22 protein-coding genes, 1 tRNA gene and 3 rRNA genes are annotated in these 25,629 nt (G+C 45.3%); 9 read left to right on the top strand and 17 right to left on the bottom strand.

What is annotated here, in order from left to right; all coding sequences use genetic code 11:
- Positions 1–27: 27 nt before the first annotated feature.
- From SWP_RS00355 to SWP_RS00335, 5 genes are all read right to left on the bottom strand, one after another.
- Positions 28–282: a YkgJ family cysteine cluster protein gene (locus SWP_RS00355; RefSeq protein WP_044555508.1), complete on the bottom strand. Its 255-nt coding sequence runs from the start codon at positions 280–282 to the stop codon at positions 28–30.
- Between the two features lie 357 nt (positions 283–639).
- Positions 640–716, bottom strand: a tRNA-Asp gene (locus tag SWP_RS00350).
- Between the two features lie 99 nt (positions 717–815).
- Positions 816–931: ribosomal RNA gene (gene rrf, locus SWP_RS00345) — 5S ribosomal RNA — on the bottom strand.
- 204 nt (positions 932–1,135) lie between these two features.
- Positions 1,136–4,031: ribosomal RNA gene (locus SWP_RS00340) — 23S ribosomal RNA — on the bottom strand.
- 372 nt (positions 4,032–4,403) lie between these two features.
- Positions 4,404–5,946, bottom strand: a 16S ribosomal RNA gene (locus SWP_RS00335).
- The 16S, 23S and 5S rRNA genes sit together here with 1 tRNA gene alongside, the layout of an rRNA operon.
- 629 nt (positions 5,947–6,575) lie before the next feature.
- Between SWP_RS00335 and SWP_RS00330 the strand changes: the two genes are divergently transcribed.
- Positions 6,576–7,133: a gamma carbonic anhydrase family protein gene (locus SWP_RS00330; RefSeq protein WP_020910299.1), complete on the top strand. Its 558-nt coding sequence runs from the start codon at positions 6,576–6,578 to the stop codon at positions 7,131–7,133.
- A gap of 7 nt (positions 7,134–7,140) precedes the next feature.
- On the opposite strand, the gene SWP_RS00325 is transcribed toward SWP_RS00330, so the two are convergent.
- Together SWP_RS00325 and aroE are read right to left on the bottom strand one after the other, a co-directional pair.
- Complete coding sequence (locus SWP_RS00325) at positions 7,141–7,419, bottom strand: DUF1488 family protein (RefSeq protein WP_020910298.1); 279 nt, start codon at positions 7,417–7,419, stop codon at positions 7,141–7,143.
- 23 nt (positions 7,420–7,442) lie between these two features.
- Positions 7,443–8,258, bottom strand: a complete 816-nt coding sequence (gene aroE / locus SWP_RS00320) for a shikimate dehydrogenase (protein WP_044555507.1) — start codon at positions 8,256–8,258, stop codon at positions 7,443–7,445.
- A gap of 138 nt (positions 8,259–8,396) precedes the next feature.
- On the opposite strand from aroE, the gene SWP_RS00315 reads away from it, so the two are divergent.
- Positions 8,397–8,831 (top strand): group II truncated hemoglobin, encoded by a 435-nt coding sequence (locus tag SWP_RS00315; RefSeq protein ID WP_020910296.1) that lies wholly within the window; start codon positions 8,397–8,399, stop codon positions 8,829–8,831.
- A gap of 31 nt (positions 8,832–8,862) precedes the next feature.
- Here SWP_RS00315 and hemF read toward each other — a convergent pair whose 3' ends face one another.
- The 3 genes from hemF to SWP_RS00300 all read right to left on the bottom strand — a co-directional run bounded on the left by hemF (position 8,863) and on the right by SWP_RS00300 (position 11,028).
- Positions 8,863–9,777: an oxygen-dependent coproporphyrinogen oxidase gene (gene hemF / locus SWP_RS00310; RefSeq protein ID WP_020910295.1), complete on the bottom strand. Its 915-nt coding sequence runs from the start codon at positions 9,775–9,777 to the stop codon at positions 8,863–8,865.
- A gap of 25 nt (positions 9,778–9,802) precedes the next feature.
- Positions 9,803–10,366 (bottom strand): L-threonylcarbamoyladenylate synthase type 1 TsaC, encoded by a 564-nt coding sequence (gene tsaC / locus SWP_RS00305; RefSeq protein WP_020910294.1) that lies wholly within the window; start codon positions 10,364–10,366, stop codon positions 9,803–9,805.
- Between the two features lie 98 nt (positions 10,367–10,464).
- Positions 10,465–11,028, bottom strand: a complete 564-nt coding sequence (locus SWP_RS00300) for a DNA topoisomerase family protein (RefSeq protein WP_020910293.1) — start codon at positions 11,026–11,028, stop codon at positions 10,465–10,467.
- Positions 11,029–11,151: 123 nt separating this feature from the next.
- Between SWP_RS00300 and SWP_RS00295 the strand changes: the two genes are divergently transcribed.
- Positions 11,152–12,924, top strand: coding sequence for a collagenase (locus SWP_RS00295; protein ID WP_020910292.1), 1,773 nt, complete (start codon positions 11,152–11,154; stop codon positions 12,922–12,924).
- A 69-nt stretch (positions 12,925–12,993) separates the two neighbouring features.
- Here the strand turns inward: SWP_RS00295 and SWP_RS00290 are convergent, their stop codons facing one another.
- Genes SWP_RS00290 through SWP_RS00280 form a run of 3 tightly spaced genes read right to left on the bottom strand, consistent with a single transcriptional unit; the run spans position 12,994 to position 15,730 of the window.
- Complete coding sequence (locus tag SWP_RS00290) at positions 12,994–13,467, bottom strand: DUF494 family protein (RefSeq protein ID WP_020910291.1); 474 nt, start codon at positions 13,465–13,467, stop codon at positions 12,994–12,996.
- Positions 13,468–13,469: 2 nt separating this feature from the next.
- Positions 13,470–14,570, bottom strand: a complete 1,101-nt coding sequence (gene dprA, locus SWP_RS00285; protein ID WP_020910290.1) for a DNA-processing protein DprA — start codon at positions 14,568–14,570, stop codon at positions 13,470–13,472.
- A gap of 59 nt (positions 14,571–14,629) precedes the next feature.
- On the bottom strand, positions 14,630–15,730 hold the full coding sequence (locus tag SWP_RS00280) for a LysM peptidoglycan-binding domain-containing protein (protein WP_020910289.1): 1,101 nt from the start codon (positions 15,728–15,730) through the stop codon (positions 14,630–14,632).
- Positions 15,731–15,865: 135 nt separating this feature from the next.
- On the opposite strand from SWP_RS00280, the gene def reads away from it, so the two are divergent.
- From def to SWP_RS00255, 5 genes are read left to right on the top strand one after another with little or no spacing between them, the layout of a single operon-like run.
- Positions 15,866–16,378: a peptide deformylase gene (gene def / locus SWP_RS00275; protein WP_020910288.1), complete on the top strand. Its 513-nt coding sequence runs from the start codon at positions 15,866–15,868 to the stop codon at positions 16,376–16,378.
- Between the two features lie 4 nt (positions 16,379–16,382).
- The gene (gene fmt, locus SWP_RS00270) at positions 16,383–17,348 is read left to right on the top strand and encodes a methionyl-tRNA formyltransferase (RefSeq protein ID WP_020910287.1); all 966 of its coding nucleotides are present in this window, start codon (positions 16,383–16,385) and stop codon (positions 17,346–17,348) included.
- A gap of 5 nt (positions 17,349–17,353) precedes the next feature.
- Positions 17,354–18,634, top strand: coding sequence for a 16S rRNA (cytosine(967)-C(5))-methyltransferase RsmB (gene rsmB / locus SWP_RS00265; RefSeq protein ID WP_044556206.1), 1,281 nt, complete (start codon positions 17,354–17,356; stop codon positions 18,632–18,634).
- Positions 18,635–18,641: 7 nt separating this feature from the next.
- A complete protein-coding gene (gene trkA, locus SWP_RS00260) occupies positions 18,642–20,051 on the top strand; it encodes a Trk system potassium transporter TrkA (protein ID WP_020910285.1) in 1,410 nt (469 codons plus the stop codon).
- A 27-nt stretch (positions 20,052–20,078) separates the two neighbouring features.
- The gene (locus tag SWP_RS00255) at positions 20,079–21,521 is read left to right on the top strand and encodes a TrkH family potassium uptake protein (RefSeq protein ID WP_020910284.1); all 1,443 of its coding nucleotides are present in this window, start codon (positions 20,079–20,081) and stop codon (positions 21,519–21,521) included.
- A 148-nt stretch (positions 21,522–21,669) separates the two neighbouring features.
- Here SWP_RS00255 and hemG (SWP_RS00250) read toward each other — a convergent pair whose 3' ends face one another.
- Positions 21,670–22,212, bottom strand: a complete 543-nt coding sequence (gene hemG, locus SWP_RS00250; protein ID WP_020910283.1) for a menaquinone-dependent protoporphyrinogen IX dehydrogenase — start codon at positions 22,210–22,212, stop codon at positions 21,670–21,672.
- A 198-nt stretch (positions 22,213–22,410) separates the two neighbouring features.
- Between hemG (SWP_RS00250) and SWP_RS00245 the strand changes: the two genes are divergently transcribed.
- The gene (locus SWP_RS00245) at positions 22,411–22,716 is read left to right on the top strand and encodes an ArsR/SmtB family transcription factor (RefSeq protein ID WP_020910282.1); all 306 of its coding nucleotides are present in this window, start codon (positions 22,411–22,413) and stop codon (positions 22,714–22,716) included.
- An 81-nt stretch (positions 22,717–22,797) separates the two neighbouring features.
- On the opposite strand, the gene hemG (SWP_RS00240) is transcribed toward SWP_RS00245, so the two are convergent.
- From hemG (SWP_RS00240) to SWP_RS00230, 3 genes are all read right to left on the bottom strand, one after another.
- On the bottom strand, positions 22,798–23,325 hold the full coding sequence (gene hemG / locus SWP_RS00240; protein ID WP_020910281.1) for a menaquinone-dependent protoporphyrinogen IX dehydrogenase: 528 nt from the start codon (positions 23,323–23,325) through the stop codon (positions 22,798–22,800).
- A gap of 108 nt (positions 23,326–23,433) precedes the next feature.
- Positions 23,434–24,891, bottom strand: a complete 1,458-nt coding sequence (locus tag SWP_RS00235) for a TrkH family potassium uptake protein (protein ID WP_044555505.1) — start codon at positions 24,889–24,891, stop codon at positions 23,434–23,436.
- A 125-nt stretch (positions 24,892–25,016) separates the two neighbouring features.
- The gene (locus SWP_RS00230; protein WP_020910279.1) at positions 25,017–25,628 is read right to left on the bottom strand and encodes a YigZ family protein; all 612 of its coding nucleotides are present in this window, start codon (positions 25,626–25,628) and stop codon (positions 25,017–25,019) included.
- Between the last annotated feature and the right edge of the window lies 1 nt (position 25,629).

The raw sequence follows: 25,629 nt of genomic DNA, 5'->3' as shown, positions 1-25,629 counted from the left end.
AAAAACTAAAAAATAACAAAAGCTTAATCAGCTATTTGTTGCAAGTTCCAATGAGTTTATCAGCCATAGGGCTTCTTCATTATCATTGCCACAAACATCTTCGGTCGCTGCAAACTGACCACATACAGCAGGCCTTTCTGAGTTGCCAAAAAGTTTACACAAATTCCCATCATTCAACTGAATGCACCTTACCCCAGCAGGTTTGCCGTCAGGCATTCCAGGAATAGGTGTAGTGATAGAAGGCGCTATGCAACACGCACCGCAACCTAAACGACAGTTCATTTATATACCTTAAATTAGCAATGTTCATTATACATTCATCAAATGAAAATAGGTTGGTATGACATCACATACTGTTTAGCAATAAGTTAATATCTTACCAAATTCGTGATCAGTGCATATAACTTTACTTCTCCCACAACGAAAAAAGCCTCTGCATTTCTGCAGAGGCTTTCGTCTTTGTGTTGGCGGAACGGACGAGACTCGAACTCGCGACCCCCGGCGTGACAGGCCGCTGTCTATTCATAGGGAGCCTAACCAACTGAACTTCCGCGCTGTAGTTGCGATTAATCGCTTTAAATCTTCAGTATGTAAACGAAAAAAGCCTCTGCATTTCTGCAGAGGCTTTCGTCTTTATGTTGGCGGAACGGACGAGACTCGAACTCGCGACCCCCGGCGTGACAGGCCGGTATTCTAACCAACTGAACTACCGCTCCTTTAGCAAATTGCCGAAGCATTTCACTAAATTCTTTTAAGTCACTAGCTTGTCAAGGCTAGGAGACTTGCTCGACTCTTATGAGTTAAGCTAATTAGGCGCCTGGAAATGACCTACTCTCACATGGGGAAACCCCACACTACCATCGGCGATACTGTGTTTCACTTCTGAGTTCGGAATGGGATCAGGTGGGACCACAGCTCTATGGTTTCCAGACAAATTTGGCAAATTTAGAAAGCTGTTACTCGCTGTCGCAAGTACATATTAAATTATTGAGTTCGACACCACATTAAGTGTCACTCTTTGCAGAGTAGTTCTAACTTCGATGAGGTAAAAACATCAGTCTCATACACCCTCCATGGATGGAGGAAGTGCCTTAAAATGCATGGAGCATTTTTGGCCAAAACCCATCAGGGTTGTATGGTTAAGCCTCACGAGTCATTAGTATCAGTTAGCTCAACGCCTCACAACGCTTACACACCTGACCTATCAACGTCCTAGTCTCGAACGGCTCTTTAGAGGAATTAAATTCCTAGGGATGACTCATCTTAGGACTCGCTTCCCGCTTAGATGCTTTCAGCGGTTATCGATTCCGAACGTAGCTACCGGGCAATGCTATTGGCATAACAACCCGAACACCAGCGGTTCGTCCACTCCGGTCCTCTCGTACTAGGAGCAGCTTCCTTCAATCATCCAACGCCCACGGCAGATAGGGACCGAACTGTCTCACGACGTTCTGAACCCAGCTCGCGTACCACTTTAAATGGCGAACAGCCATACCCTTGGGACCGACTTCAGCCCCAGGATGTGATGAGCCGACATCGAGGTGCCAAACACCGCCGTCGATATGAACTCTTGGGCGGTATCAGCCTGTTATCCCCGGCGTACCTTTTATCCGTTGAGCGATGGCCCTTCCATACAGAACCACCGGATCACTATGACCTACTTTCGTACCTGCTCGACGTGTATGTCTCGCAGTTAAGCTGGCTTATGCCATTGCACTAACCGTACGATGTCCGACCGTACTTAGCCAACCTTCGTGCTCCTCCGTTACTCTTTGGGAGGAGACCGCCCCAGTCAAACTACCCACCAGGCACTGTCCCGAACCCCGATTCAGGGGCCGCGGTTAGAACATCAAAACTACAAGGGTGGTATTTCAAGGTTAACTCCACTCCATCTAGCGACGAAGCTTCAAAGTCTCCCACCTATCCTACACATGTAGGTTCAATGTTCAGTGCCAAGCTATAGTAAAGGTGCACGGGGTCTTTCCGTCTAGCCGCGGGTATACGGCATCTTCACCGCAATTTCAACTTCACTGAGTCTCGGCTGGAGACAGCGTGGCCATCATTACGCCATTCGTGCAGGTCGGAACTTACCCGACAAGGAATTTCGCTACCTTAGGACCGTTATAGTTACGGCCGCCGTTTACCGGGGCTTCGATCATGAGCTTCTCCGAAGATAACCCAATCAATTAACCTTCCGGCACCGGGCAGGCGTCATACCGTATACTTCCTCTTGCGAGTTTGCACAGTACTGTGTTTTTGATAAACAGTTGCAGCCACCTGGTATCTGCGACTGCCAGCAGCTTAAGGAGCAAGTCCCATCACCGCCGGCAGCGTACCTTCTCCCGAAGTTACGGTACCATTTTGCCTAGTTCCTTCAGCCGAGTTCTCTCAAGCGCCTTGGTATTCTCTACCCAACCACCTGTGTCGGTTTGGGGTACGATTCCTACTAACCTGAAGCTTAGAAGATTTTCCTGGAAGCATGGCATCAACTACTTCAGTCCCTTAGGACCTCGTCATCAACTCTCAGCCTAGTGTGTACCCGGATTTGCCTAAGTACACAGCCTACAGCCTTAAACGCGGACAACCAACGCCGCGCTAGCCTAGCCTTCTCCGTCTCTCCATCGCAGTTAGCAGAAGTACAGGAATATTAACCTGTTTCCCATCGACTACGCCTTTCGGCCTCGCCTTAGGGGTCGACTCACCCTGCCCTGATTAACATTGGACAGGAACCCTTGGTCTTTCGGCGAGGGAGTTTTTCACTCCCTTTATCGTTACTCATGTCAGCATTCGCACTTCTGATACCTCCAGTGTGGGTTACCCCTTCACCTTCAACGGCTTACAGAACGCTCCTCTACCGCACTAGTGTAAACACTAGTACCCATAGCTTCGGTGTATTGCTTAGCCCCGTTAAATCTTCCGCGCAGGCCGACTCGACTAGTGAGCTATTACGCTTTCTTTAAATGATGGCTGCTTCTAAGCCAACATCCTAGCTGTCTAAGCCTTCCCACATCGTTTCCCACTTAGCAATAACTTTGGGACCTTAGCTGATGGTCTGGGTTGTTTCCCTTTTCACGACGGACGTTAGCACCCGCCGTGTGTCTCCCGTATAGTACTCATTGGTATTCGGAGTTTGCAAAGGGTTGGTAAGTCGGGATGACCCCCTAGCCTTAACAGTGCTCTACCCCCAATGGTATTCGTACGAGGCGCTACCTAAATAGCTTTCGAGGAGAACCAGATATCTCCCGGTTTGATTGGCCTTTCACCCCCAGCCACAAGTCATCCGCTCATTTTTCAACATAAGTCGGTTCGGTCCTCCAGTTGATGTTACTCAACCTTCAACCTGCCCATGGCTAGATCACCGGGTTTCGGGTCTACACCTTGCAACTAAACGCGCAGTTAACACTCGGTTTCCCTACGGCTCCGCTATTCGCTTAACCTCGCTACAAAATGTAAGTCGCTGACCCATTATACAAAAGGTACGCAGTCACGGTCTCAAGAACCGCTCCCACTGCTTGTACGTATACGGTTTCAGGTTCTATTTCACTCCCCTCACAGGGGTTCTTTTCGCCTTTCCCTCACGGTACTGGTTCACTATCGGTCAGTCAGGAGTATTTAGCCTTGGAGGATGGTCCCCCCATGTTCAGACAAGATGTCACGTGTCCCGTCCTACTCGTTTTCACGTAAAGTTAGTTTTCATGTACGGGGCTATGCACCCTGTGCCGCTGTGCTTTCCAACACATTCCACTAACACCCTCTACGCTTAAGGGCTAATCCCCGTTCGCTCGCCGCTACTAGGGGAATCTCGGTTGATTTCTTTTCCTCCGGGTACTTAGATGTTTCAGTTCCCCGGGTTTGCCTCTTTAACCTATGAATTCAGTTAAAGATACATGCTTATGCATGTGGGTTTCCCCATTCGGACATCGTTAGCTCAAATGCTTGTTACTAGCTCGCCAACGCTTTTCGCAAGTTACTACGTCCTTCATCGCCTCTGACTGCCAAGGCATCCACCATATACGCTTAGTCACTTAACCATACAACCCAAATAAGTCTCTATGAGAGATATCCCGTTGTTTTAAGCGGGTAAGCTCAAAACAGTCGTATCGTAACTAATGGTTTCTACTTTCGCCAAAATTAGAATTTTTAACTCGTAACCGTTAAGTCACAAGCCAAGACACTTAATGTTTAAGTGTTTAGAACTCAATTTTTTAATTTCGCGTTAATCCTATAAATAACAATACGATAAATCGTAGTTGTTATCCCTTTCAGATTAACACTATCAGCTTTCCAAATTTTTAAAGAACGATATCACTGCAACAAGGCAGGATATGTTTGTTTATAACAAACAAATCTGTGTGAACACTCAACGTAATTTCTTACTAACAGATGTGAGTTAGTCGTATAGGTAAGGAGGTGATCCAGCCCCAGGTTCCCCTAGGGCTACCTTGTTACGACTTCACCCCAGTCATGAACCACACCGTGGTAAACGCCCTCCCGAAGGTTAAGCTATCTACTTCTGGTGCAGCCCACTCCCATGGTGTGACGGGCGGTGTGTACAAGGCCCGGGAACGTATTCACCGTAGCATTCTGATCTACGATTACTAGCGATTCCGACTTCATGGAGTCGAGTTGCAGACTCCAATCCGGACTACGACCGGCTTTGTGAGATTAGCTCCACCTCGCGGCTTTGCAACCCTCTGTACCGACCATTGTAGCACGTGTGTAGCCCTACTCGTAAGGGCCATGATGACTTGACGTCGTCCCCACCTTCCTCCGGTTTATCACCGGCAGTCTCCCTAAAGTTCCCACCATTACGTGCTGGCAAATAAGGATAAGGGTTGCGCTCGTTGCGGGACTTAACCCAACATTTCACAACACGAGCTGACGACAGCCATGCAGCACCTGTCTCACAGTTCCCGAAGGCACTAATCCATCTCTGGTAAATTCTGTGGATGTCAAGAGTAGGTAAGGTTCTTCGCGTTGCATCGAATTAAACCACATGCTCCACCGCTTGTGCGGGCCCCCGTCAATTCATTTGAGTTTTAACCTTGCGGCCGTACTCCCCAGGCGGTCTACTTAATGCGTTAGCTTGAGAACCCAGTGTTCAAGACACCAAATTCCGAGTAGACATCGTTTACGGCGTGGACTACCAGGGTATCTAATCCTGTTTGCTCCCCACGCTTTCGTACCTGAGCGTCAGTCTTTGTCCAGGGGGCCGCCTTCGCCACCGGTATTCCTTCAGATCTCTACGCATTTCACCGCTACACCTGAAATTCTACCCCCCTCTACAAGACTCTAGTTTGCCAGTTCGAAATGCAGTTCCCAGGTTGAGCCCGGGGCTTTCACATCTCGCTTAACAAACCGCCTGCGTACGCTTTACGCCCAGTAATTCCGATTAACGCTTGCACCCCTCGTATTACCGCGGCTGCTGGCACGAAGTTAGCCGGTGCTTCTTCTGCGAGTAACGTCACAGCTGTTGGTTATTAACCAACAACCTTTCCTCCTCGCTGAAAGTACTTTACAACCCGAAGGCCTTCTTCATACACGCGGCATGGCTGCATCAGGCTTTCGCCCATTGTGCAATATTCCCCACTGCTGCCTCCCGTAGGAGTCTGGACCGTGTCTCAGTTCCAGTGTGGCTGATCATCCTCTCAGACCAGCTAGGGATCGTTGCCTAGGTGAGCCATTACCCCACCTACTAGCTAATCCCACCTAGGTTCATCCAATCGCGAAAGGCCCGAAGGTCCCCTCCTTTCCCCCGTAGGGCGTATGCGGTATTAGCAGTCGTTTCCAACTGTTATCCCCCTCGACTGGGCAGATACCTAGGCATTACTCACCCGTCCGCCGCTCGTCACCTCAGGAGCAAGCTCCCTTGTGTTACCGCTCGACTTGCATGTGTTAGGCCTGCCGCCAGCGTTCAATCTGAGCCATGATCAAACTCTTCAATTAAAGTTTTTTGCCCCACTCGGTTAAGAGTGAAACGGCTCAATGAATTATACTGTTTTTCAAATACCCGAAGATATTCGAAGTTTACATATTGCTATGGTCACTCAGTGGTTCATTGAGAAATATTTTTGATTGCATCTAAGATGCAATTTCGAATAACTCAACACCTGTGAGTGCCCACACAGATTTGCTTGTCATATTGTTAAAGAGCGTGAAGTCATCTTTCATACTTCGCCGAAGACGCTAGGTCGTTGGCTTGAGGAGGCGTATTCTACACTCTCCAGTGTCGGCGTCAAGCGCTTATTTTAAGAAGTTTTCTAAGCGTTGATTTCTTAATCACTCTCGTGAAATCCATCATCACCCGAAGCCCTTAAAGCGATTGTCACCTGAGGCTAATTTCCGAAGAAGTTAATCTCTCTAACACTGCTGCAAGTCCCGTACTACCTAAGTAGTTGGCCTGCTGTGCCGTGTCAGTGGATGCGCATTATAGGGAGTTCCTGCACAAGCGCAAGGGGGTAAATACTAAAAAACGTAATAAAAGTGTTGTTTTATTACTGTTTGCTGATAAAACACCCTGACTAGCTACTTTTTAGGCTTTATAATGCCAAAATAGCCACTTTAAGGACTTTAGGATGACTAACTCGCAAAATAATAAGTCACTACGCTCGTATAAAAGGATAGTGCCACAGCTCAAGAGTAATGTTTATGTCGATGAAGCTTGTGTTTTAGTGGGAGATATCACACTAGATGATGACTCAAGCGTTTGGCCATTAGTTGCAGCTCGTGGTGATGTTAACCATATCTATATAGGTAAGAGAACCAATATTCAAGACGGCAGCGTGTTACACGTTACCCGTAAGTCTGCTTCTTTACCTGAAGGACAACCGTTAATTATCGGCGATGATGTGACTATTGGTCACAAGGCGATGTTACACGGCTGCAAAGTGGGTAACCGCATATTAGTCGGTATGGGGGCTATTATTTTGGATGGCGCAATACTTGAAGATGATGTCATCTTAGGTGCAGGCTCATTAGTGCCGCCAAATAAAACCCTTAAGAGTGGCTTCTTATATGTCGGCAGCCCTGCAAAACAGGCTCGACCGCTTACTGAAGCTGAACTCGCTTTCTTGCCGCAATCTGCCGATAACTATGTCCGGCTTAAAAATGAGTATTTAGCAGAAGGCAATTAAACATTTATTAGCCAACGATTACACGCCCTAACTCATCGAACTGCTCATGTTCGATGAGTTGCTCCACCTCTTCCTCTATATCAAATCGATAAGTTTCAAACACTGCTAGTGCTTTGATTGCTATATCTTGATCGGTAACGGTTAAGTTTGTCCCTGATAATGCTGCTAACTTCGCGATACCAATTCGACACTCTATATTCATACCCTGCTGTTGAGCATGAAAAACGATCACTTGCGATGATTGCTCCCAATCTTGTAGATCAGGAAATAAAATACTTTGATTCATGTCTATCCTGTTTAGTACTCCGTTTAAAGCTCAGCTCTAAGCTGGTTTAAAACTGTCTCCATACTTGGCTTAACCCCACGCCAAATTAAAAAGCTTTCTGCAGCCTGACCCACCAACATTCCTAAACCGTCTATTGTTCGTTTTGCCCCTTGCTCTGCAGCCCAAAGATTAAATGCTGTCTGCTCTTTGCCATACATCATATCGTAGCAAACGGTATCTGCGCGAATGACCTCTGCACTAAGGTTAGGCACCTCACCACTTAAACTCGATGATGTTGAATTGATAATGACATCGTAGTTTTGACCTGTATGAGCAATCGCTTGAGCACGAACCTGACCGTAATGATTAAATATATCAACCAGAGCCTCTGCTTTTGACTGTGTGCGATTCACAATCGTCAGCTCTGCAATATTGGCTTGTAATAGTGGTAAAACACTGCCTCTTGCAGCGCCACCAGCACCAACTAGCAAAACACGCTTACCTTTAAGACAGCCAAAATGCCTTTGTAGATCAGCCACCAAACCTAAACCATCGGTATTATCACCACGAATTTTGCCATCACTTAGGACTGATAATGTGTTAACTGCTCCCGCTAATCGCGCCTGTTCGCTTAATTCATCGCACAAGGAAAAAGCCTGCTCCTTAAAAGGAACTGTGACATTAGCCCCTAAGCCATGATTGGCCGCAAACTCACTAAAACTAGCTTCAAAGGCATCAATAGGTGCCAGTATGGCCTCATAGCGCAAAGCTTGATTTGTTTCTGCGGCAAAGACAGCATGAATGCTTGGTGACTTACTATGGCCAATGGGGTTGCCAAATACTGCGTATCTATCCGTCATATTCAATTTTCTAGTGCTGTAATCAAAGTTAGAGATTAGTTTACCGCGGATCTAGCCATGAGCAATCTATTCCAGTGCAGTTATTTTCAGTCACTTGTTGTTACAATGGCAGCATTATAAATTTAGTGATGATAGTAGATGGATTGGTTAAAGCGCCTTATAGGCAAAAAAGGGATAAAGGATGAACGGCATCATCAACAGTCTAATGCCTATGATCGAATTGGTGGCGAGAAAACCATTCGTGCCATCGCCAAGCAGTTCTATCAACAGATGCAAACAAACTCAGAGACTAAAGCTTTGCTCGATATTCATCGCGCTCCAATTAGTGAATCTGAACAAAAACTGTTTGAGTTTTTGAGCGGCTGGCTCGGCGGGCCGCAACTGTACCAGCAAAAACATGGTCACCCAGCGCTTCGCGCCTGGCATATGCCATTCAAGGTTGATGAAACGATGCGAGATCAATGGTTAACCTGCATGAAAGCAGCCATTGAGTTAGAAGTAAAAGATCCACAGCATCAGCAAGCTATTTATAGTGCGATAGCCACTCTGGCAGATCATATGCGTAATCAATAACCGCTATTGGCTACGCTTTATGATTTACTGCTTATAAGCTCAACCAGTCTCGCGGCTTAAGGTAATCACTGTAGAGAGCCGCTTCTGGACTGCCCGCTTCTGGAATATAAGCATACTCCCAACGAACCAGTGGTGGCATAGACATTAAAATGGACTCTGTACGGCCACCCGTTTGCAGCCCAAACAGGGTGCCACGGTCATAAACCAAATTGAATTCCACGTAACGCCCACGACGATACAATTGGAATTGACGCTCATGCTCTCCATACTCAGTTTCTTTACGACGCTCAACAATTGGGGCATACGCGGTTAAGAAGCCATTGCCTACCGCTTGCATAAAGTCGAAGCTCTTATCGAACCCCTGTTTATTTAAGTCGTCGAAGAACAATCCGCCAACACCACGGGTTTCATTACGATGTGGTAGCCAGAAGTATTCGTCACACCATTTTTTGTATTTAGGATAGGTTTCATCACCAAATGGTTCACATAATGCTTTGGCACTTTGGTGCCAGCTAACAACATCTTCGAGATAAGGGTAATAAGGTGTTAAATCAAAGCCACCACCAAACCACCAAATAGGATCTGTTCCCTCTTTATGGGCAATAAAAAAGCGCACATTTGCATGGGTTGTTGGAATATGTGGATTATTAGGGTGAATAACTAGTGAGACCCCCATCGCTTCGAAGTTGCGACCGGCTAACTCAGGTCGATGAGCCGTCGCAGATGCTGGCATAGATGCACCCATTACATGAGAAAAGTTAACCCCGGCCTGCTCAAAAACCTTACCGCCAGTTAAAACCCTACTTTGGCCACCGCCACCCTCTTCGCGCTTCCAAGAATCTTCTTTGAAACTTGCTACGCCATCTAGCGCCTCAAGCCCGTTACAGATGTTATTTTGCAACTCGAGTAAAAATGCTTTTACAACGCTTGAATCCGGTATGCTCATACTTTTCCCTAAATATTATGACTGATTAACCTTGTCGAATAATATTGCCGCTACGGGCATCGATTATCGTTGACGGTGCAGTTTGCGTACCGAGTTCGCCCATTACTACGGCAAATATGGCACGGTTAAACTGTTGCTTTACTGTTTCAACAGACAAAGCTGGCTCCAACCCTGACAAATTTGCACTGGTCGAAACGATGGGTTTATTAATTGCTGCACACAACGCCTGCACATCAGGATGGGCTGTCACCCGCACGGCAATAGAGTCGAAGCTACCTGTGAGTAGCGTTGATAGACCCGGCTTTGCAGGCATAATGAAAGTAAAAGGTCCTGGCCATTTGCTTTGAGCAAATGCTAATTGCTCCGCACTGAGTTGAGACTCATCGATATAAGGTAATAGTTGCTGGTACTCTCCAGCGACTAAAATTAATCCTTTTTGCCAAGGGCGCTGCTTTATACTCAGCAGGTGGTTAATAGCATCATCATTGTCAGGGTCACACCCTAATCCGTAAACGGCTTCGGTTGGGTAGGCTATTACCCCACCACCTTTAATAATATCAGCCACGTCAGCAGGCAATACTTCTAACATCGGTCTCCCTTAACCCTTTCTTAGTGCGCTCTTAATAGCGCTATGATTACTTAAAAGCGACATTAGTGGAAGATAATATGGTCATTTAGGCTGGTTAGTTAGATTGGTCGCTTATACTTACATGATTTTTCAGGACACTCCAGGCGCATGCCAGCAGCTCCTTTACGCTCAACGAGTATCCCAAAGCCGCAATCAGGACAGGTCTCGGCAACAGGTGGGTAGTTCACCAGAAACTTACACTTAGGATAAGCACTACAAGCATAAAAAGACTTACCAAAACGACTAGTTCGATGCTCAACATGGCCCTTTTTACACTTAGGACAGCTTATCTCATCTTCCGCGTCTGCTTGGTCATGCTTTTCAATATGGCTGCACTCTGGATAGTTGGTACAACCGATAAAAATACCAAAACGCCCCGACTTTACCGCGAGCTCACTGGCGCATTCAGGGCAAGATGACCCTTCAATAACTTGTGTTTCTATCGACTCATGCTGTACCAATGGTCGAGTATAATCACAGCTTGGGTAGTTATTGCAGCCAATAAAACCACCATGTTTACTGTGTTTCACAGACAATTCGCAGCCACATTTAGGGCAGAGTTCGTACTCTTTTTCTAGTGCATGCTCGTGTGTTGTAAACAGTTGCTGATCGATTTTGGCCATGATTGTCTCAGTTCATCAGTATGTCGCTATTCTACCAAGTATTAGCCTGACTGTTGTATACATCTAATAGGTTTTGACAAAAAACGGTGATATATTGTATCCAAAAACCACAGGGCATGATAAATGAATACAAAAACTAAAATTGCTTTAACTATTATAGTTGCACTTTCTGGCTCAATATCAGGTTGTTCTAGCACGAATAACACGTTACCAACTCCTGAAATACTCCAACAGATAAGCTCAAGTTCTGAAAGTGCGCTATTTGATGAAACTAACCCGCTTATGACGGTATCTCATTTCCAGCAAGCAAGCGTTACGTTAGCTAGCACAACTGATACCGAGTCGCTTGATAAGCTACTCTACTATTTTCGCGCATTCAGCTATTACGGCCCCACTGACGAGCTGGAATTGTCAGACTATGTCAGCTTGTCCGCCGCACTCGAAAGCCTTGCTGACTCAGGGGTATTGGACGGAAAAGCGCGCTTACAAGAGCAATATGCTGTAACCATGTATCGCTACTTTGCAGATAATGAGCGCGCAGCACAACTTGCCCCTCTGCTACCACAACTCAATAAGCAACTAGCCCAACTTGCAACGACCACCAGCCAACAAGCAAACGACTACGCACTACTAGAGACACTAAAAGCTTATGGCTTTTTGTTTAATGTGAGCCGCAAAAATGTTGAAGGTGAACTCAATAGCGTCCTGTTATCTGCAAACCTTAATCAGCCATTACTAGCTTTTGCAGCCAACAAAAGCAGTATCCGCGCTGATCAAGACTGGCCGAGAACGAATGCCTACTGGGCACTAGCCCTTTATAGACTCGCGCTACCAGGTTCAGAAGATGGTGAAGCAACACCACTCGAGCTTGCAGTCGATAACGCCGTGGCCGACATTGCTAGACAAGATGTGGCAGAGCGCGGGGATATTGCAAAAGATGCCTACAGTAAAGGCTACCACGTCAATACTTTTTCAGCCCAAGAGCGTTGCCAAGAAAATAGCGATATTTGTCGTATACCAGAGCTAAAAGAAGGCTTACCCATTGAACACCAATGCTCGGAGTCGCTATTTATCTTGGCACAAGATCTCAACGAGCAAGAATTAGTAGAGAGTTGCACTAAACTCACCTCGCAAGAATCTCACTTTCATAACGTGCTTGAGACACAGCAGCAAGCAACCGCAAATGATAACAATGAAGCACTGAGAGTTGTGGCGTTCACAAACTGGAGTCAATACAACTATTATGGACAGCTAATATTCGATATTCAAACCGACAACGGCGGCATGTATATCGAAGGTACCCCCTCAAAACCCGGTAACCAAGCAACCTTCTTTGCTTATCGCCAATGGTGGATAGAGCCTGAGTTTGCGGTCTGGAACCTGAATCATGAATACGTACACTACCTCGACGGCCATTTTGTAAAATATGGCGGTTTTGGCCACTTCCCTAGCAAGATGGTGTGGTGGTCAGAAGGGTTGGCAGAATACATTGCTCAAGGCGATAGTAATCCAACTGCGCTAAAAGTTATCAAGCGCGATATTGATAAGGCACCCACGCTAGAAGACATATTTGCCACTGAATATAAAGATGGTGTAGATATGACCTATAAATGGAGTTATATGGCAGTGCGTTTTCTTGCTGAGCATTACCCCAGCGATTACGTGAAACTTAGTCAGTTCTTAAAAACCGATTACTTCGAAGGATATGAACTGCTATTGGCCGACTTAACACAGCATCAGCAGCAGTTTTCTGAGTGGTTAACCTCTCAAGTAGCGCAATTTGATGACAGCGAGCAGAAATCTAAGCCACGCCTGCATAAACAGAATCGTTATGCTTACCGTGACTACTTGCAACCTCTACACCTCTCTCAAGATAGTTCTCATCTGCATTTCTAAATATGCATGAATTTCAGAACTAAAAAAGGAGGCGAAAGCCTCCTTTTTTATGAAACAAGTAGAACAAGATTATGAATGCAACCGACCATCCGGCTGCTCAAAGATCAGATCTTCCATCTGTTCATAAGCTGACTCATGACCTGGAGCATTAAATAGCACCATCAAGATAACCCATTTTAGGTCATCTAAGTTGAGCGATGATTCATCGAGTTGCATAACACGGTCAATCACCATTTCACGGGTTTCAACGCTAAGCACTTTTATCTGCTCAAGAAATAGTAGAAAACCACGGCTCTCTACATCAATTCTCTCTAACTCGTCTTTGGTATAAATACGAAAAGATTGCTGATCATGATTACACAGATACGGCGTTCCTGCTTCTTGCAGTTCCGCTAAACCTTCTAACCAAGTTAGCGCTTTAATGATCTCAGCTTGGTGAAATCCAGCACGCGTTAGTTCTTTGGTGAGCTCATCTTCATCGACAAGAAACTCAACTTCGCTATGCACATAGTTTTCAAATAGATACATGAGGATATCAAACATGGCTAGCTCCTCTTAAGTCTTACATAACCACCGGGTACAGCAGTCACCCAACCTTGTAACTCAAGTTCAAGTAACTGCTCCAATACTAGCTCTATGGTTTTTCCACTATGCTCAACCACGTTATCAATCGTTGTGGTTTCATAACCTACACTAGCTAACAGCGAAGCAAATGGCAAATCAGAGACTATCTCCCCCCCTATATGGTGACTGGCTTTGACTTCTTCAAGGTGGCAGCCAGATAAAACCGCAACTTCTTCTAAAATGTCGTTGGCAGACTCCACTAACTTTGCGCCATCGCGTAATAGTTGATGACATCCTTCACTGTGACCCCCCAATACACTTCCAGGTAAAGCAAACACCTCACGCCCCTGCTCATTTGCCAATCTCGCACTGATTAATGAGCCACTTTTCAACCCCGCTTCTACAACAAGGGTTCCTATAGTTAGACCGCTAATAATGCGGTTTCGTTTCGGAAAATTACCAGCAAATGGCTTAACTTGTGGCCAAAACTCACTTAACACGCAACCTTCATGTTGAATATCATGATAAATACTTCGGTGTCTTTTAGGATAAATAACCTCTACACCTGTACCAAGCACAGCAATACTGATGCCCTTATTTTCGATAGCTGCTTGGTGCGCAGCGCCGTCAATGCCTAGCGCCATGCCACTGGTAATGGAAAGATGTTGTTCAACGAGCTGAGATGACAACGCATGCGCCATCTTCAATCCACCGGGTGTGGCATTTCGGCTCCCCACTATCGCAATACTCGGTCGAAGAAGAGCATTGGGGTTACCCTTTACAAACAACACACTGGGAGGATCACTAATTTGTTTAAGTAATGGCGGGTAAAGCGGGTCGTCGAAACATAGTAAGTGATGATGTTCACTCAGCTGCAGCCACTCGAGTGCCGCGTCAACTAAAGTGTAATTAGGGGTAAGGTTGGAGCGAAGCAAAGATTCAGGTAAAGGTAATGCATCTGGCTCATGCGTTAACCTTTGTCTTAGCTCTTCCACATCCATGTAATTTATCAATTGTTTAATCCGAGCGGGTCCTAGCCCGGATACAGCAGAAACAACTAGCCAGTGCGACCAGCTTTTCATTAATAGCCTATCCTCAAGTTATCTGCGCAGTATTATCACTGCACAGATTTAACTTTAGACTACTCGCTCGCTATCAGCGAATCAGGAATAGTCAGTTTATCAGCGACCCTTACAGGGCGCTCATTAACTAAGATAATCCCCATACTGACTTTTTCAAAAACTTTAAAAACCATCAGCTTGCCACGATACAGATCTGGCATTTGCACCGCGTTGTCAGCTGAGATCCCTGCCAACATTTTTTCATAGCGTGTTCGGTCATTTGGTGGAACGGGCACCCCGTCACCATCAATCACCACCACATCACCCTCTTTAAATATTGAGAACACTTGCCCAGTCTCAACGCCATCTATATCACCACGGTCAATGTAAACGACATCGAACTTACCCATTGCCCGCACATCAATGCCAGAGGCCAACACTGTCGTTGGAGCAGTCAGTTGTGCAGCGCTTGGCATAAAGTAGGCTGACATTAATGAGTCATCTTCTATTGGCAGCAAGCGATAACCGGCTTTAGTTTCCCGCAAACTACTTAGCAGCTCTACTTTCGATATAGGACCAGATTCAACAACCCGACCACTGGCTGTCAAAATCGCCTCAAGCCCAAGTGCTTCGCCATCAGTATTGGCAAACTCTCGGCCGCTGGCATAAACACCAAATTTATCACCAACGGTAAGCTCGCCTTGAACATAAACAATATCTGATACCACATGGTGACGAGATTCGCTTTCACCGCCCATAACCATCGGCTGCTGCTCAAACCAATTTTCTTCAACGACTCGATTGTGCAGTAAATAAGGTTGGATCAGTGACAGGTCTATCGCTGGAATTGCACCATTTTTAGGTGAAACACGCCCAGCAGGGCTTTTGCTTAAATGCGGCTTGACCACTAGGCGTGGCACACCATCAATAAACACTAGAGTAAGTCTATCACCCGGATAGATAAGGTGTGGGTTAGCCACTTGCGGGTTTGCGCCCCACAATTTAGGCCAACGCCAAGGATCTTTTAGGAAAAAAGCTGATATATCCCAAAGAGTATCGCCTTTCTTAACAACATAGGACTCAGGGTGTCCAGGTTTCAGTGTCAATGTATCAGCGAAAACGAAGGTGCAACCAAGCATAAGTGAAGCAAGTAATAGTAACCGTTTCATCAGGGTATCCATGCTATTTGCTCTTTATTAGATTATAAGTAGAGCTTTTGCTGTTATTGAATGCCGCTAAGGACTAAAATTGAGCCATTAGCCAAAGCCAGTATAACTAACTGGCTTAGATTTGACAGACTTGTTAAGAGTTTAGGTATGAGTTTATTAAAAGTTTTACGCTTTCCAGATGAAAGATTACGTACAGTAGCCAAGCCAATCACAGAGTTTAACGCTGCTCTACAAACACAAATCGACGATATGTTCGAAACAATGTATGAAGAGAAGGGGATCGGTCTAGCGGCCACTCAAGTTGATTTTCATCAGCAACTTATCGTAATGGATCTTCAAGATGAGATCGATCGCCCAAAAGTGTTCATAAATTTAGAGATAATTGCCAAAAGCGGTGATTTCTGTAATGAAGAGGGCTGCTTATCTGTTCCAGGCATCTATGCCAAGGTGGATCGGGCTGAGTTTGTCACGATTAAAGCGCTTGATCGAGACGGTAATGAGTTTACCTTAGAGGCTGAAGGACTGTTTGCCATTTGCTTGCAACATGAACTCGACCATTTAGCGGGCAAATTGTTTGTCGATTATCTATCGCCACTAAAACGCCAACGTATCAAGCAAAAGCTAGAAAAAGCCGCTCGTTTAGAAGCAAAACAAGGATAAATTTTTGAAACCACTTAATGTCATTTTTGCCGGTACGCCTGATTTTGCCGCTCGCCACCTTCAAGCGCTGATCGAATCACAACACAAGGTGATTGCCGTTTATACCCAGCCTGACCGACCTGCAGGTCGTGGCAAAAAACTACAATCTAGCCCGGTAAAGGCATTGGCACTCGAAAATGATATTCCAGTGTTACAGCCTAAGTCATTACGCGATGAAACCGCCCAGCAAGAATTAACCGCGCTTAATGCCGACATTATGGTTGTAGTAGCTTACGGTTTAATCTTACCGAAAGTCGTACTTGATACCCCACGCTTAGGTTGTATCAACGTGCACGGTTCTATTTTGCCTCGCTGGCGCGGAGCCGCGCCAATTCAGCGTGCTTTATGGGCTGGAGATGCTGAGACAGGTGTTACCATCATGCAGATGGATATTGGTCTAGATACCGGTGACATGCTATTAAAGACTCAGTTAAAAATTGAAGATACTGATACCTCTGCGACGCTTTATGAAAAGCTTGCCGATCAAGGTCCAAGTGCACTCGTTGAAGCATTAGCGGGAATCGCGGCTGATACTTTACCAGCAGAAAAGCAAGATGAAAGCCTCGCTAACTACGCAGAGAAATTGTCAAAAGAGGAAGCGCAAATTGATTGGTCTAAATCAGCAGAGGCCCTTTGGCGTGAAATAAGAGCCTTTAACCCATGGCCAGTAAGCCACTATCAACACGCAGGCAATACCATAAAAGTTTGGCAAAGCCATGTGAGTGAAAAGACTTCAACTGCCGCAGCAGGTACCGTTATATCTGCCGACAAAAACGGTATTGATGTTGCGACTGGAAATGGTGTGTTAACAATCACTAGCATGCAATTGCCAGGTAAAAAACCTCTTAGTGTCGCTGATATTCTCAACTCTCGTGCAGACTGGTTCACAGCAGGCACTCAACTCAACAACGCAATGGGTGACCAAGGCTAATGGCAATGAACTTAAGAGCGCTAGCCGCGAAAGTAGTATTTCAGGTCCTTGAAAAAGGCATATCATTATCTGTCGCCCTGCCCGATCAGCAAAAACACCTCGACAGTGGTAAAGATAAAGCCCTGTTAGCAGAGCTTTGCTATGGTGTCATGCGTCATCTGCCACAGCTTGATAAACAAGTTAGCGACTGCATGAGCAAACCGCTCAAAGGTAAGCAGCGCATCGTACACCAATTGCTATTGATTGGTTGTTATCAGATTTACTTCACACGGATCCCAAGCCATGCTGCAATTTCAGAAACAGCAGAGGCTTGTCGCCAATTAAAATTTGAAGGCTTAGTCAAGGTCGTAAACGGTGTCTTGCGCACCATTCAACGCCAAGAAAAACCCTTATCAACCGACAACGATACACTTGCCTACAATACCCCAGCTTGGATCATCAAACGCTTAAAAGAGGCTTACCCAGAAAATTGGCAACAGGTCATTGAGCAAAGTCATCAGCGTCCGCCGATGTGGTTGCGTAACAATCAGCAATCCCAGAGCAGAGAAACTTACTTACAAGCATTAGCAGGCTTAGACATAGAAGCTGAAGCGGGTAACAGTCCTGATTCAATTTTATTAAGCAGTCCTCGCGACGTTATGCAGCTACCCGGTTTTGAAACTGGCGCCGCATCAGTACAGGATGGCGCAGCGCAATGGGCAGCCACACTGCTCGCGCCGCAAGGTGATGAGCTGGTACTTGATGCATGCGCGGCACCAGGTGGTAAAACTTGTCACTTATTAGAACTGGCACCCGATATTAAGCTAGTTGCAGTAGATTTTGATGCCAAACGACTTGAACGTGTACAACAGAATTTGGACCGCTTGTCTCTTGAGGCTGAATTAATTCATGGTGATGCCGCAGATATTGATTCTTGGTGGCAAGGTGATAAGTTTGACCGTATCTTGCTCGATGCACCTTGTTCCGCAACAGGTGTTATTCGTCGTCATCCAGATATAAAATGGCTAAGAAAGAATAATGATATTGAAGAGTTAGCAGCACTACAATCCAAAATATTTGATCACTGCTGGAAGTGGTTAAAGCCTGGTGGCACACTCTTATATGCAACATGCTCTATCTTGCCGCAAGAGAACAGAGATCAAGTAAGCGCCTTTTTAGCAAGAACAGCAGATGCAACCTTAATGCCTATCGAAGAGCAAACCAATCCACAAGATACAGGTTGGCAAATTGTTCCAGGGCAAGACAATATGGACGGCTTTTATTACGCTCGCCTAGTGAAGGATTAGTACGGCAATGAAAATAATCATTTTGGGTGCGGGACAGGTTGGTGGCACATTAGCCGAAAACTTAGTTGGTGAAAATAACGATATCACTATCGTCGACAACGATAAAACTCGCTTACGTACCTTACAAGATAAGTACGACTTGCGGGTTATTGTTGGTCACGGTGCTCACCCAGATGTATTAAAGGCTGCCGGCGCAGAGGATGCCGACATGCTGATTGCTGTTACTAACAGCGATGAATGTAATATGGCCGCCTGCCAAATAGCCTATTCACTGTTTGGTACGCCTACCAAAATTGCCCGAATTCGATCTGAGCAGTACTTAAACCTACGCGATAAACTGTTTATTGATAGCGAGACCAAACATTCAGAAAATCGTCCTCGCGGTGGTTTTATCATTGATGAACTTATCGCACCAGAGCAGCTAGTGACGGCCTATATAGGTCGCCTAGTTGAATACCCAGGCGCGCTGCAAGTACTGGAGTTCGCCGAAGGTAAACTAAGCCTCGTTGCCGTTCGTGCTTATTACGGTGGACCACTGGTCGGTAATGCCTTAGCGGCATTACGCGAGCACATGCCCAATATTGATACCCGGGTTGCCGCTATCTTTAGGCAAGGTCGACCGATTATGCCCCGCGGAACAACTATCATTGAAGCCGACGATGAAGTGTTCTTTGTTGCTGATAGCCGTCATGTGCGCGCCGTTATGAGTGAAATGCAGAAACTGGATAACTCTTACCGCAATATTATGATTGCCGGTGGTGGTAATATCGGCCTTGGACTCGCTAAGCAGCTGCAACGTAATCATTCGGTAAAACTGATTGAACACAAGCAAGAGCGCGCTGAAGAGTTATCGGAAAAACTTGAGAATACAACGGTATTTTGTGGTGATGCTTCCGATCAAGAGTTATTACTAGAAGAGCACATCGATCAAACTGATGTCTTTATTGCGGTGACTAATGACGATGAAGCCAATATTATGGCTGCGTTATTAGCAAAACGCATGGGGGCTAAAAAAGTCATGGTGCTGATACAGCGAGAAGCTTATGTTGATATTGTGCAAGAGGCCAATATCGACATCGCGATCTCGCCACAACAAGCCACTATCTCGGCGCTTTTGACCCACATTCGTCAAGGCGATATCTGTAATGTTTACTCATTAAGACGTGGCGCAGCAGAAGCTATCGAAGCGATTGCCCACGGCGATAAAAATACCTCCAAGGTTGTCGGCAAGCAGATTGGCGACATCAAACTGCCTCCTGGTACAACAATTGGTGCTATTGTCAGAGATGACGAAGTATTGATGGCACACGATAAAACGGTCATTGAACAAGGTGACCATGTCATCCTATTCTTAGTTAACAAGAAGTTTATCGGTGAAGTTGAAAAGTTATTCCAGCCGAGCGCCTTCTTCTTTTAAATGTGTTCCGGAGCCTAACCTAACACCATGCTGAACTTTCGGCCTCTGCTGTTTATATTGGGGATTTTTCTATCAACGCTCACCGCGTTTATGTTGATCCCTGGTGCTTTCGCACTTTACTACGGCGAAGAAACAGTAGGTGCATTTATGATCTCCTCTCTGGTTGCGGGTACCGCGGCCAGTTTTTGCATGCACCAAGGACAATCTCAAAAGCTCCACCTTAACATCCGTGACATGTTCCTACTAACCAGCCTCACCTGGTTTATTGTTAGCTTATTTGCCGCGCTACCTTTTACTCTTTATCACGGTATTAATTATACCGATGCGTTTTTTGAAACAATGTCAGGGATCACCACCACAGGCTCGACAGTACTTTCAGGGCTGGACACTATGGATCACAGCATTCTGATCTGGCGCTCCCTACTTCAATGGCTCGGGGGCATAGGGTTTATTGTAATGGCGGTTGCTGTACTACCATTTCTAAACGTCGGTGGTATGCGACTATTTAGAACCGAGTCTTCTGATTGGGGCGATAAAGCAACTCCTCGAACTCAACATATGGCAAAAAGCCTATTCATAGTTTATATCCTACTAACTTTTCTGTGTTTTTTGGCTTATCACAGCAGTGGTATGAATTGGTTTCAAGCGATTAACCATGCAATGACCACCCTTTCAACTGGCGGTTATTCAACGTCAGATAGCTCTATGGCCGCCTTTTCAAAAGAGGCGCACTGGGTCGGCACCACTTTTATGCTCACCGGTGGTCTGCCGCTATTAATGTTTGTCTACATGGTGCAACAAAAATCATTAAAAGTATGGAATGATGCTCAAGTCAAAGGCTTCTTAAAGTTTGTCATTCTGGTTTCCATCTTGCTGGCGCTGTGGTTATGGAGCAGCAGAGAGATAGCCCCTATCGATGCGCTACGCCTTGCTAGTTTTAATGTGGTGTCTGTTGTTACTACCACAGGTTATGGCCTCACGGATTATTCCGCTTGGGGTGCTGTCGCCAATATCGTTTTCCTATTTTTAATGTTCGTCGGCAGCTGCTCAGGCTCGACGTCGGGTGGAATAAAGATTTTCCGCTTTCAGATTGCAGGGGTGATAATGCGGGAGCAACTTAAGCAGCAGTTTCACCCGAATGGCGTGTTTAAAGAACGCTATAACAACCGCATTATCAGGGATGATATCGTCCGCTCACTGGTCACCTTTATCCTGCTATTTATGTTGGTCATTGTTGGCTTATCTATCATCTTGGTACTTACAGGCTTAGATCCTATCACTAGCTTTACCGGAGCGATTACTGCGGTGACTAATGTTGGACCAGGACTAGGTGATACCATCGGTCCTGCAGGTAATTTTGCTCCACTACCCGATGTTGCTAAATGGGCATTATCGGTTGGCATGCTGTTAGGCAGACTTGAGATTTTAACTGTAGCGGTATTATTCCACCCGAGTTTTTGGAGGTATTAATACCTGCACGACTAAGTAGGGGATAGCCATGCAGAATATAGAGTGGCGCTTTAAGCAGTTACGAATTAAATTTTAATCATCCTGATATGTATAAACAGGCATTAAAAAACCACAGCAAATAGCTATGGCTTTATCTGTCTAAAACGCGCTATTTTGACAAGGTAACCAAGTGGTCAGCGTATGCATCAACATCTTGCCAATCGGTGTAATCGATAACCGATGTAGGATCCGTCGGGCCATTAGTCATCTTCATGATGAACTGGATCATCCAGCGGTCGTACCAGCGCCATGATGGATAATCAACTTTACCCGCTATCACTTTTACGTCTTGTGGCTTCCATGGCGATAGCTCGATAAATTTCTGTAGATACTTATTGTTTTCAGGTACCCGTTTTTCAGGATTACGTGCCACAACGTTAACGCTGAAAAAGCTCGCAGGCTTAGCGGCAAACTCGGCTTGATGCTCGGTTACAAATTCAAATACCGACTTATGGTACGAGCCGTAAAGCACGCATGCTCCTAGTGCTACTGCATCATATTTTGACCAATCTAGCCCTTCAGCCTTAGCTTCGTTGATATGCATCATATCGCATTGATGCCCTTCACTAACAATACGGTCGGCAATCGCTCGACTAATTCTGGCAGTATGACCGCCTCGAGAGTAATACAAAACTAAAACTGATTTATTCATTATTCCAACTCGGAAAATTCCACATTAAATTCATTGTTGCAGCAAATAGCGGATTTAACAGGATAATAGATCACAAATTAGGCATAGCTCATATTATCAACATCAAAAATTGAGATCCCTGCAGCGCAGGAGTATATTGTTTTATCACACCAACTCAATTAGAATTAACTAATTAAAGGCTATGAAGTGAGTAACCGTATGCAAAAAGAAATCGATGTCAGTGCAATGGTAACTAATGCAGAGAGTGCTGCAAAATGGCTTAAAGCAATTGCAAACCCATACAGATTAATGATCTTATGCTTATTACTTGATAAAGAGTTAAGCGTAACAGAGTTAAATGAAACGGTACCACTGAGCCAATCTGCATTATCACAGCATTTAGCGGTGTTACGTTCTGAAGACTTAGTGGCGACTCGTAAGAGCTCACAGGTGGTATTCTATACCCTAAAAAATGAACAAGTGACCGAAGTTATCTCAATCCTGCACAAGAAATACTGCGCTTAGTTGCTAGCGATTGTTTACAGCATTTATAATAAAAAAGCCTGCTTATTAGCAGGCTTTTTTATTATAAAGTTAAACTCGTGACTAGCGCTCTGCAAAACTGCGGGCAAATTCATCGACTTGCTCCCAGTTAGTAAATTCAAAGGTACCGCTGGTATCTGTAGGGCCTTTGGTCATCCACATGATAAAGCGGATCATCACTTTATCGAACAAGCGATACTTAGGGTAATCAATCTTACCCGCAAACACTCCAAGCTGTTGAGGTTGCCACAGTGAAAGCGCTAAAAACTTTTTCATATACGGGTTGGTTTCAGGACTGTTTTTTTCAGGCTTTCTTGCAACCACATTAACAGTGAAGAAAGCATTTTTCTTTGCATTTAATACTGCATGATGACGATTGATAAACTGATATAGCTCAGGTCTATGTTTGCCGTATCGAATACTCGCAGCGACCAAAATTTTATCGAACTGGGCTAAACCTAGTGCTTCTGCTTCCTCAAGTGAGGCCAAGGTGACTGTAGCTCCTAGCAGCCGATTGATCTTGCTAATCTGCTCACAAATTGCTTTGGTTAGACCATCAACGGTTGAATAGATAACCAGTGTATTGCTCATTCAGTTCCTGCTCTTAGTAGATAAAAATTATGACGCTTAGCTCTTAAGGTTTAAGAGTATAGCTAAACGATTAAAATTAGCTTAGCCATCGCGATTTTACAGCAATATTTAGTTCTTCCAGAATGTCGGCGTAAATAGCACTAATAGTGTAAACACCTCTAAACGACCAAATAACATCGCAAATAACAATACCCATTTTTCACCGTCACCAATACTGGCATAGTTACTGGCTACTTCACCCAGGCCTGGGCCCAAGTTATTTAAGCAAGCTGCAGTGGCACTAAATGCTGTAATAGCATCCATCCCCATCGCCATTAAGATCAACATGCATAATACAAATACTAAGGCGTAAGCAGAGAAGAACCCCCATACAGCATCAATAACACGATCAGGCAGTGCCTTACCGCTGATGCGAATTGAAAACATACCGCGAGGATGCACTAAACGCTTAAGCTCTCTCGATCCCTGCAGCAATAGCAAGATAACTCGCATCACCTTAATACCACCGGCTGTTGAACCACCACTACCGCCAATGAAGCTCGAAAATATTAGTAAGATAGGTAAAAAGAGTGGCCAAGCATGGAAACTTTCAGTACCAAAACCAGCTGTTGTTGATACTGAAACGGCTTGAAACAACGCGTAGTCGAAGGTTTCTTCTGGCGAATCATAAATACCACTATGGTAAAGAGTGGCAAAACAAATTGCAGTAAGACCAAGCTGAATAGCGATAAGCACTTTAAACTCAGCATCTTTAAAATAGACTTTGAGGTTAATGCCGCGGCGTGAAAATGCGGCGAAATGCAGGCTAAAGTTAAGTGCCGCAATTAATAAGAACACCACACAAATCATATTAATTGCAGGGCTATCGAAGTAGCCTATACTGGCATCGTGAGTAGAGAAACCACCAATAGCAATGGTTGAAAAAGAGTGACAAATAGCATCAAAAACATCCATCCCAGCCGCCCAATATGCGACTGCGCAAGCTACGGTTAAAGCCAAATAAATATACCAAAGGGCTTTAGCTGTCTCGGCAATTCTCGGAGTCATTTTGCTGTCTTTTACCGGCCCTGGCGTTTCAGCGCGATACAACTGCATCCCCCCTACACCCAATACCGGTAAAATAGCCACAGCCAACACAATAATTCCCATTCCACCAAGCCACTGCAGCAGGTGTCGATAAAACAAAATTGCTTTTGGTAGAGTGTCCAAACCAACAATAACAGTCGCCCCTGTGGTGGTTAGCGCTGAGAAGGATTCGAAAAAACTATCAGTAAGACTAAGCGAAGGTTGGCCTGAGAAAATAAATGGCACGGCACCAATAGAGCCAAGTACGACCCAAAACAAGACCACCAGTAGAAAGCCCTCACGAGTTCGGAGATCTTTACGGTGGCGACGATTGGGGTACCAAAGTGTAAAACCGAGGATGAGACACAAAACAAATGCCTGAATAAATGCCATACCGCCGCCATCTTTATAGATAACGGCCACCAAAGCTGGCGGAAGTAAAGACAAGGAGAACAGCCCCATAAGTAGGCCTGTAATTCTTATTATTGTTCTATATTGCATTGGATTCCATTGCTAGCGCATTTTTGCTCAAATGCATTTTCGCACACTTCGTTGTAATGTTCACAATCGTTTTACTTATACCAACCAACATAAAGATTTGATCGCTCAGCGAGAGTTTAGCCTCTTCAGTCGAACAGCGCTTTCAACTGCCCTTGGCTCATGGTGGCCAACTCTAGGTTAAGCTCATCTTTAAAGCGCTTAGGAATGGCAAATTCAATACTGATATTATCGGTAAAGACCTTATCAGCAATAACCACATCACAGCGTGAAAAAAGATGCTCAACATCTTTAAGTTGATGGTAACCACAAACTAATGTCCCCGGATAGCGGATCTGCTTAAGCTTAGTCTCAAGCTGAGGCAATCCTTTTTTTAGGCCTGCGCTATACGCACGTACCAGCCCACCAACACCTAACTTAGTGCCACCGAAATAACGGATAACCACCGCACCAACTTCACCGATGTCACTGCCTTGCAGAGCGGCCAGCATCGGCCGGCCGGCACTACCCGATGGTTCACCATCATCACTTGAACCAATATTAATACTGTCTGATGGTGCACTCGCGACAAATGCGTAGCAGTAGTGGCTTGCTCCTGGGTATTCCGCCCTCAAGTTAGTAAGTACACACTTAAGCTTTGCTTCAGACTGGCAGTGAAATATGTAGGAGATAAATCGGCTATGTTTGATCTCCTCCTCGACCAATAAGTCACTTGCGGGGATCAGGTAGCTCTCACTCAAA

The sequence above is a fragment of the Shewanella piezotolerans WP3 genome, from assembly GCF_000014885.1.
Taxonomy (GTDB): domain Bacteria; phylum Pseudomonadota; class Gammaproteobacteria; order Enterobacterales; family Shewanellaceae; genus Shewanella; species Shewanella piezotolerans.
Note: the sequence above shows the minus strand (reverse complement) of the source record. Positions and strands in the feature narration are given on the sequence as shown.

Coding starts and splice junctions, on each gene's coding strand:
- SWP_RS00300 (WP_020910293.1), bottom strand. CDS start 11,028: ATGGCCAAAATCGATCAGCAACTGTTTACAACACACGAGCATGCACTA.
- hemG (WP_020910283.1), bottom strand. CDS start 22,212: ATGAATAAATCAGTTTTAGTTTTGTATTACTCTCGAGGCGGTCATACT.
- SWP_RS00255 (WP_020910284.1), top strand. CDS start 20,079: ATGCTGAACTTTCGGCCTCTGCTGTTTATATTGGGGATTTTTCTATCA.
- trkA (WP_020910285.1), top strand. CDS start 18,642: ATGAAAATAATCATTTTGGGTGCGGGACAGGTTGGTGGCACATTAGCC.
- rsmB (WP_044556206.1), top strand. CDS start 17,354: ATGAACTTAAGAGCGCTAGCCGCGAAAGTAGTATTTCAGGTCCTTGAA.
- hemG (WP_020910281.1), bottom strand. CDS start 23,325: ATGAGCAATACACTGGTTATCTATTCAACCGTTGATGGTCTAACCAAA.
- SWP_RS00355 (WP_044555508.1), bottom strand. CDS start 282: ATGAACTGTCGTTTAGGTTGCGGTGCGTGTTGCATAGCGCCTTCTATC.
- aroE (WP_044555507.1), bottom strand. CDS start 8,258: ATGACGGATAGATACGCAGTATTTGGCAACCCCATTGGCCATAGTAAG.
- def (WP_020910288.1), top strand. CDS start 15,866: ATGAGTTTATTAAAAGTTTTACGCTTTCCAGATGAAAGATTACGTACA.
- SWP_RS00325 (WP_020910298.1), bottom strand. CDS start 7,419: ATGAATCAAAGTATTTTATTTCCTGATCTACAAGATTGGGAGCAATCA.
- SWP_RS00245 (WP_020910282.1), top strand. CDS start 22,411: ATGCAAAAAGAAATCGATGTCAGTGCAATGGTAACTAATGCAGAGAGT.
- SWP_RS00315 (WP_020910296.1), top strand. CDS start 8,397: ATGGATTGGTTAAAGCGCCTTATAGGCAAAAAAGGGATAAAGGATGAA.
- SWP_RS00235 (WP_044555505.1), bottom strand. CDS start 24,891: ATGCAATATAGAACAATAATAAGAATTACAGGCCTACTTATGGGGCTG.
- SWP_RS00295 (WP_020910292.1), top strand. CDS start 11,152: ATGAATACAAAAACTAAAATTGCTTTAACTATTATAGTTGCACTTTCT.
- dprA (WP_020910290.1), bottom strand. CDS start 14,570: ATGAAAAGCTGGTCGCACTGGCTAGTTGTTTCTGCTGTATCCGGGCTA.
- SWP_RS00280 (WP_020910289.1), bottom strand. CDS start 15,730: ATGGATACCCTGATGAAACGGTTACTATTACTTGCTTCACTTATGCTT.
- SWP_RS00290 (WP_020910291.1), bottom strand. CDS start 13,467: ATGTTTGATATCCTCATGTATCTATTTGAAAACTATGTGCATAGCGAA.
- tsaC (WP_020910294.1), bottom strand. CDS start 10,366: ATGTTAGAAGTATTGCCTGCTGACGTGGCTGATATTATTAAAGGTGGT.
- hemF (WP_020910295.1), bottom strand. CDS start 9,777: ATGAGCATACCGGATTCAAGCGTTGTAAAAGCATTTTTACTCGAGTTG.
- SWP_RS00330 (WP_020910299.1), top strand. CDS start 6,576: ATGACTAACTCGCAAAATAATAAGTCACTACGCTCGTATAAAAGGATA.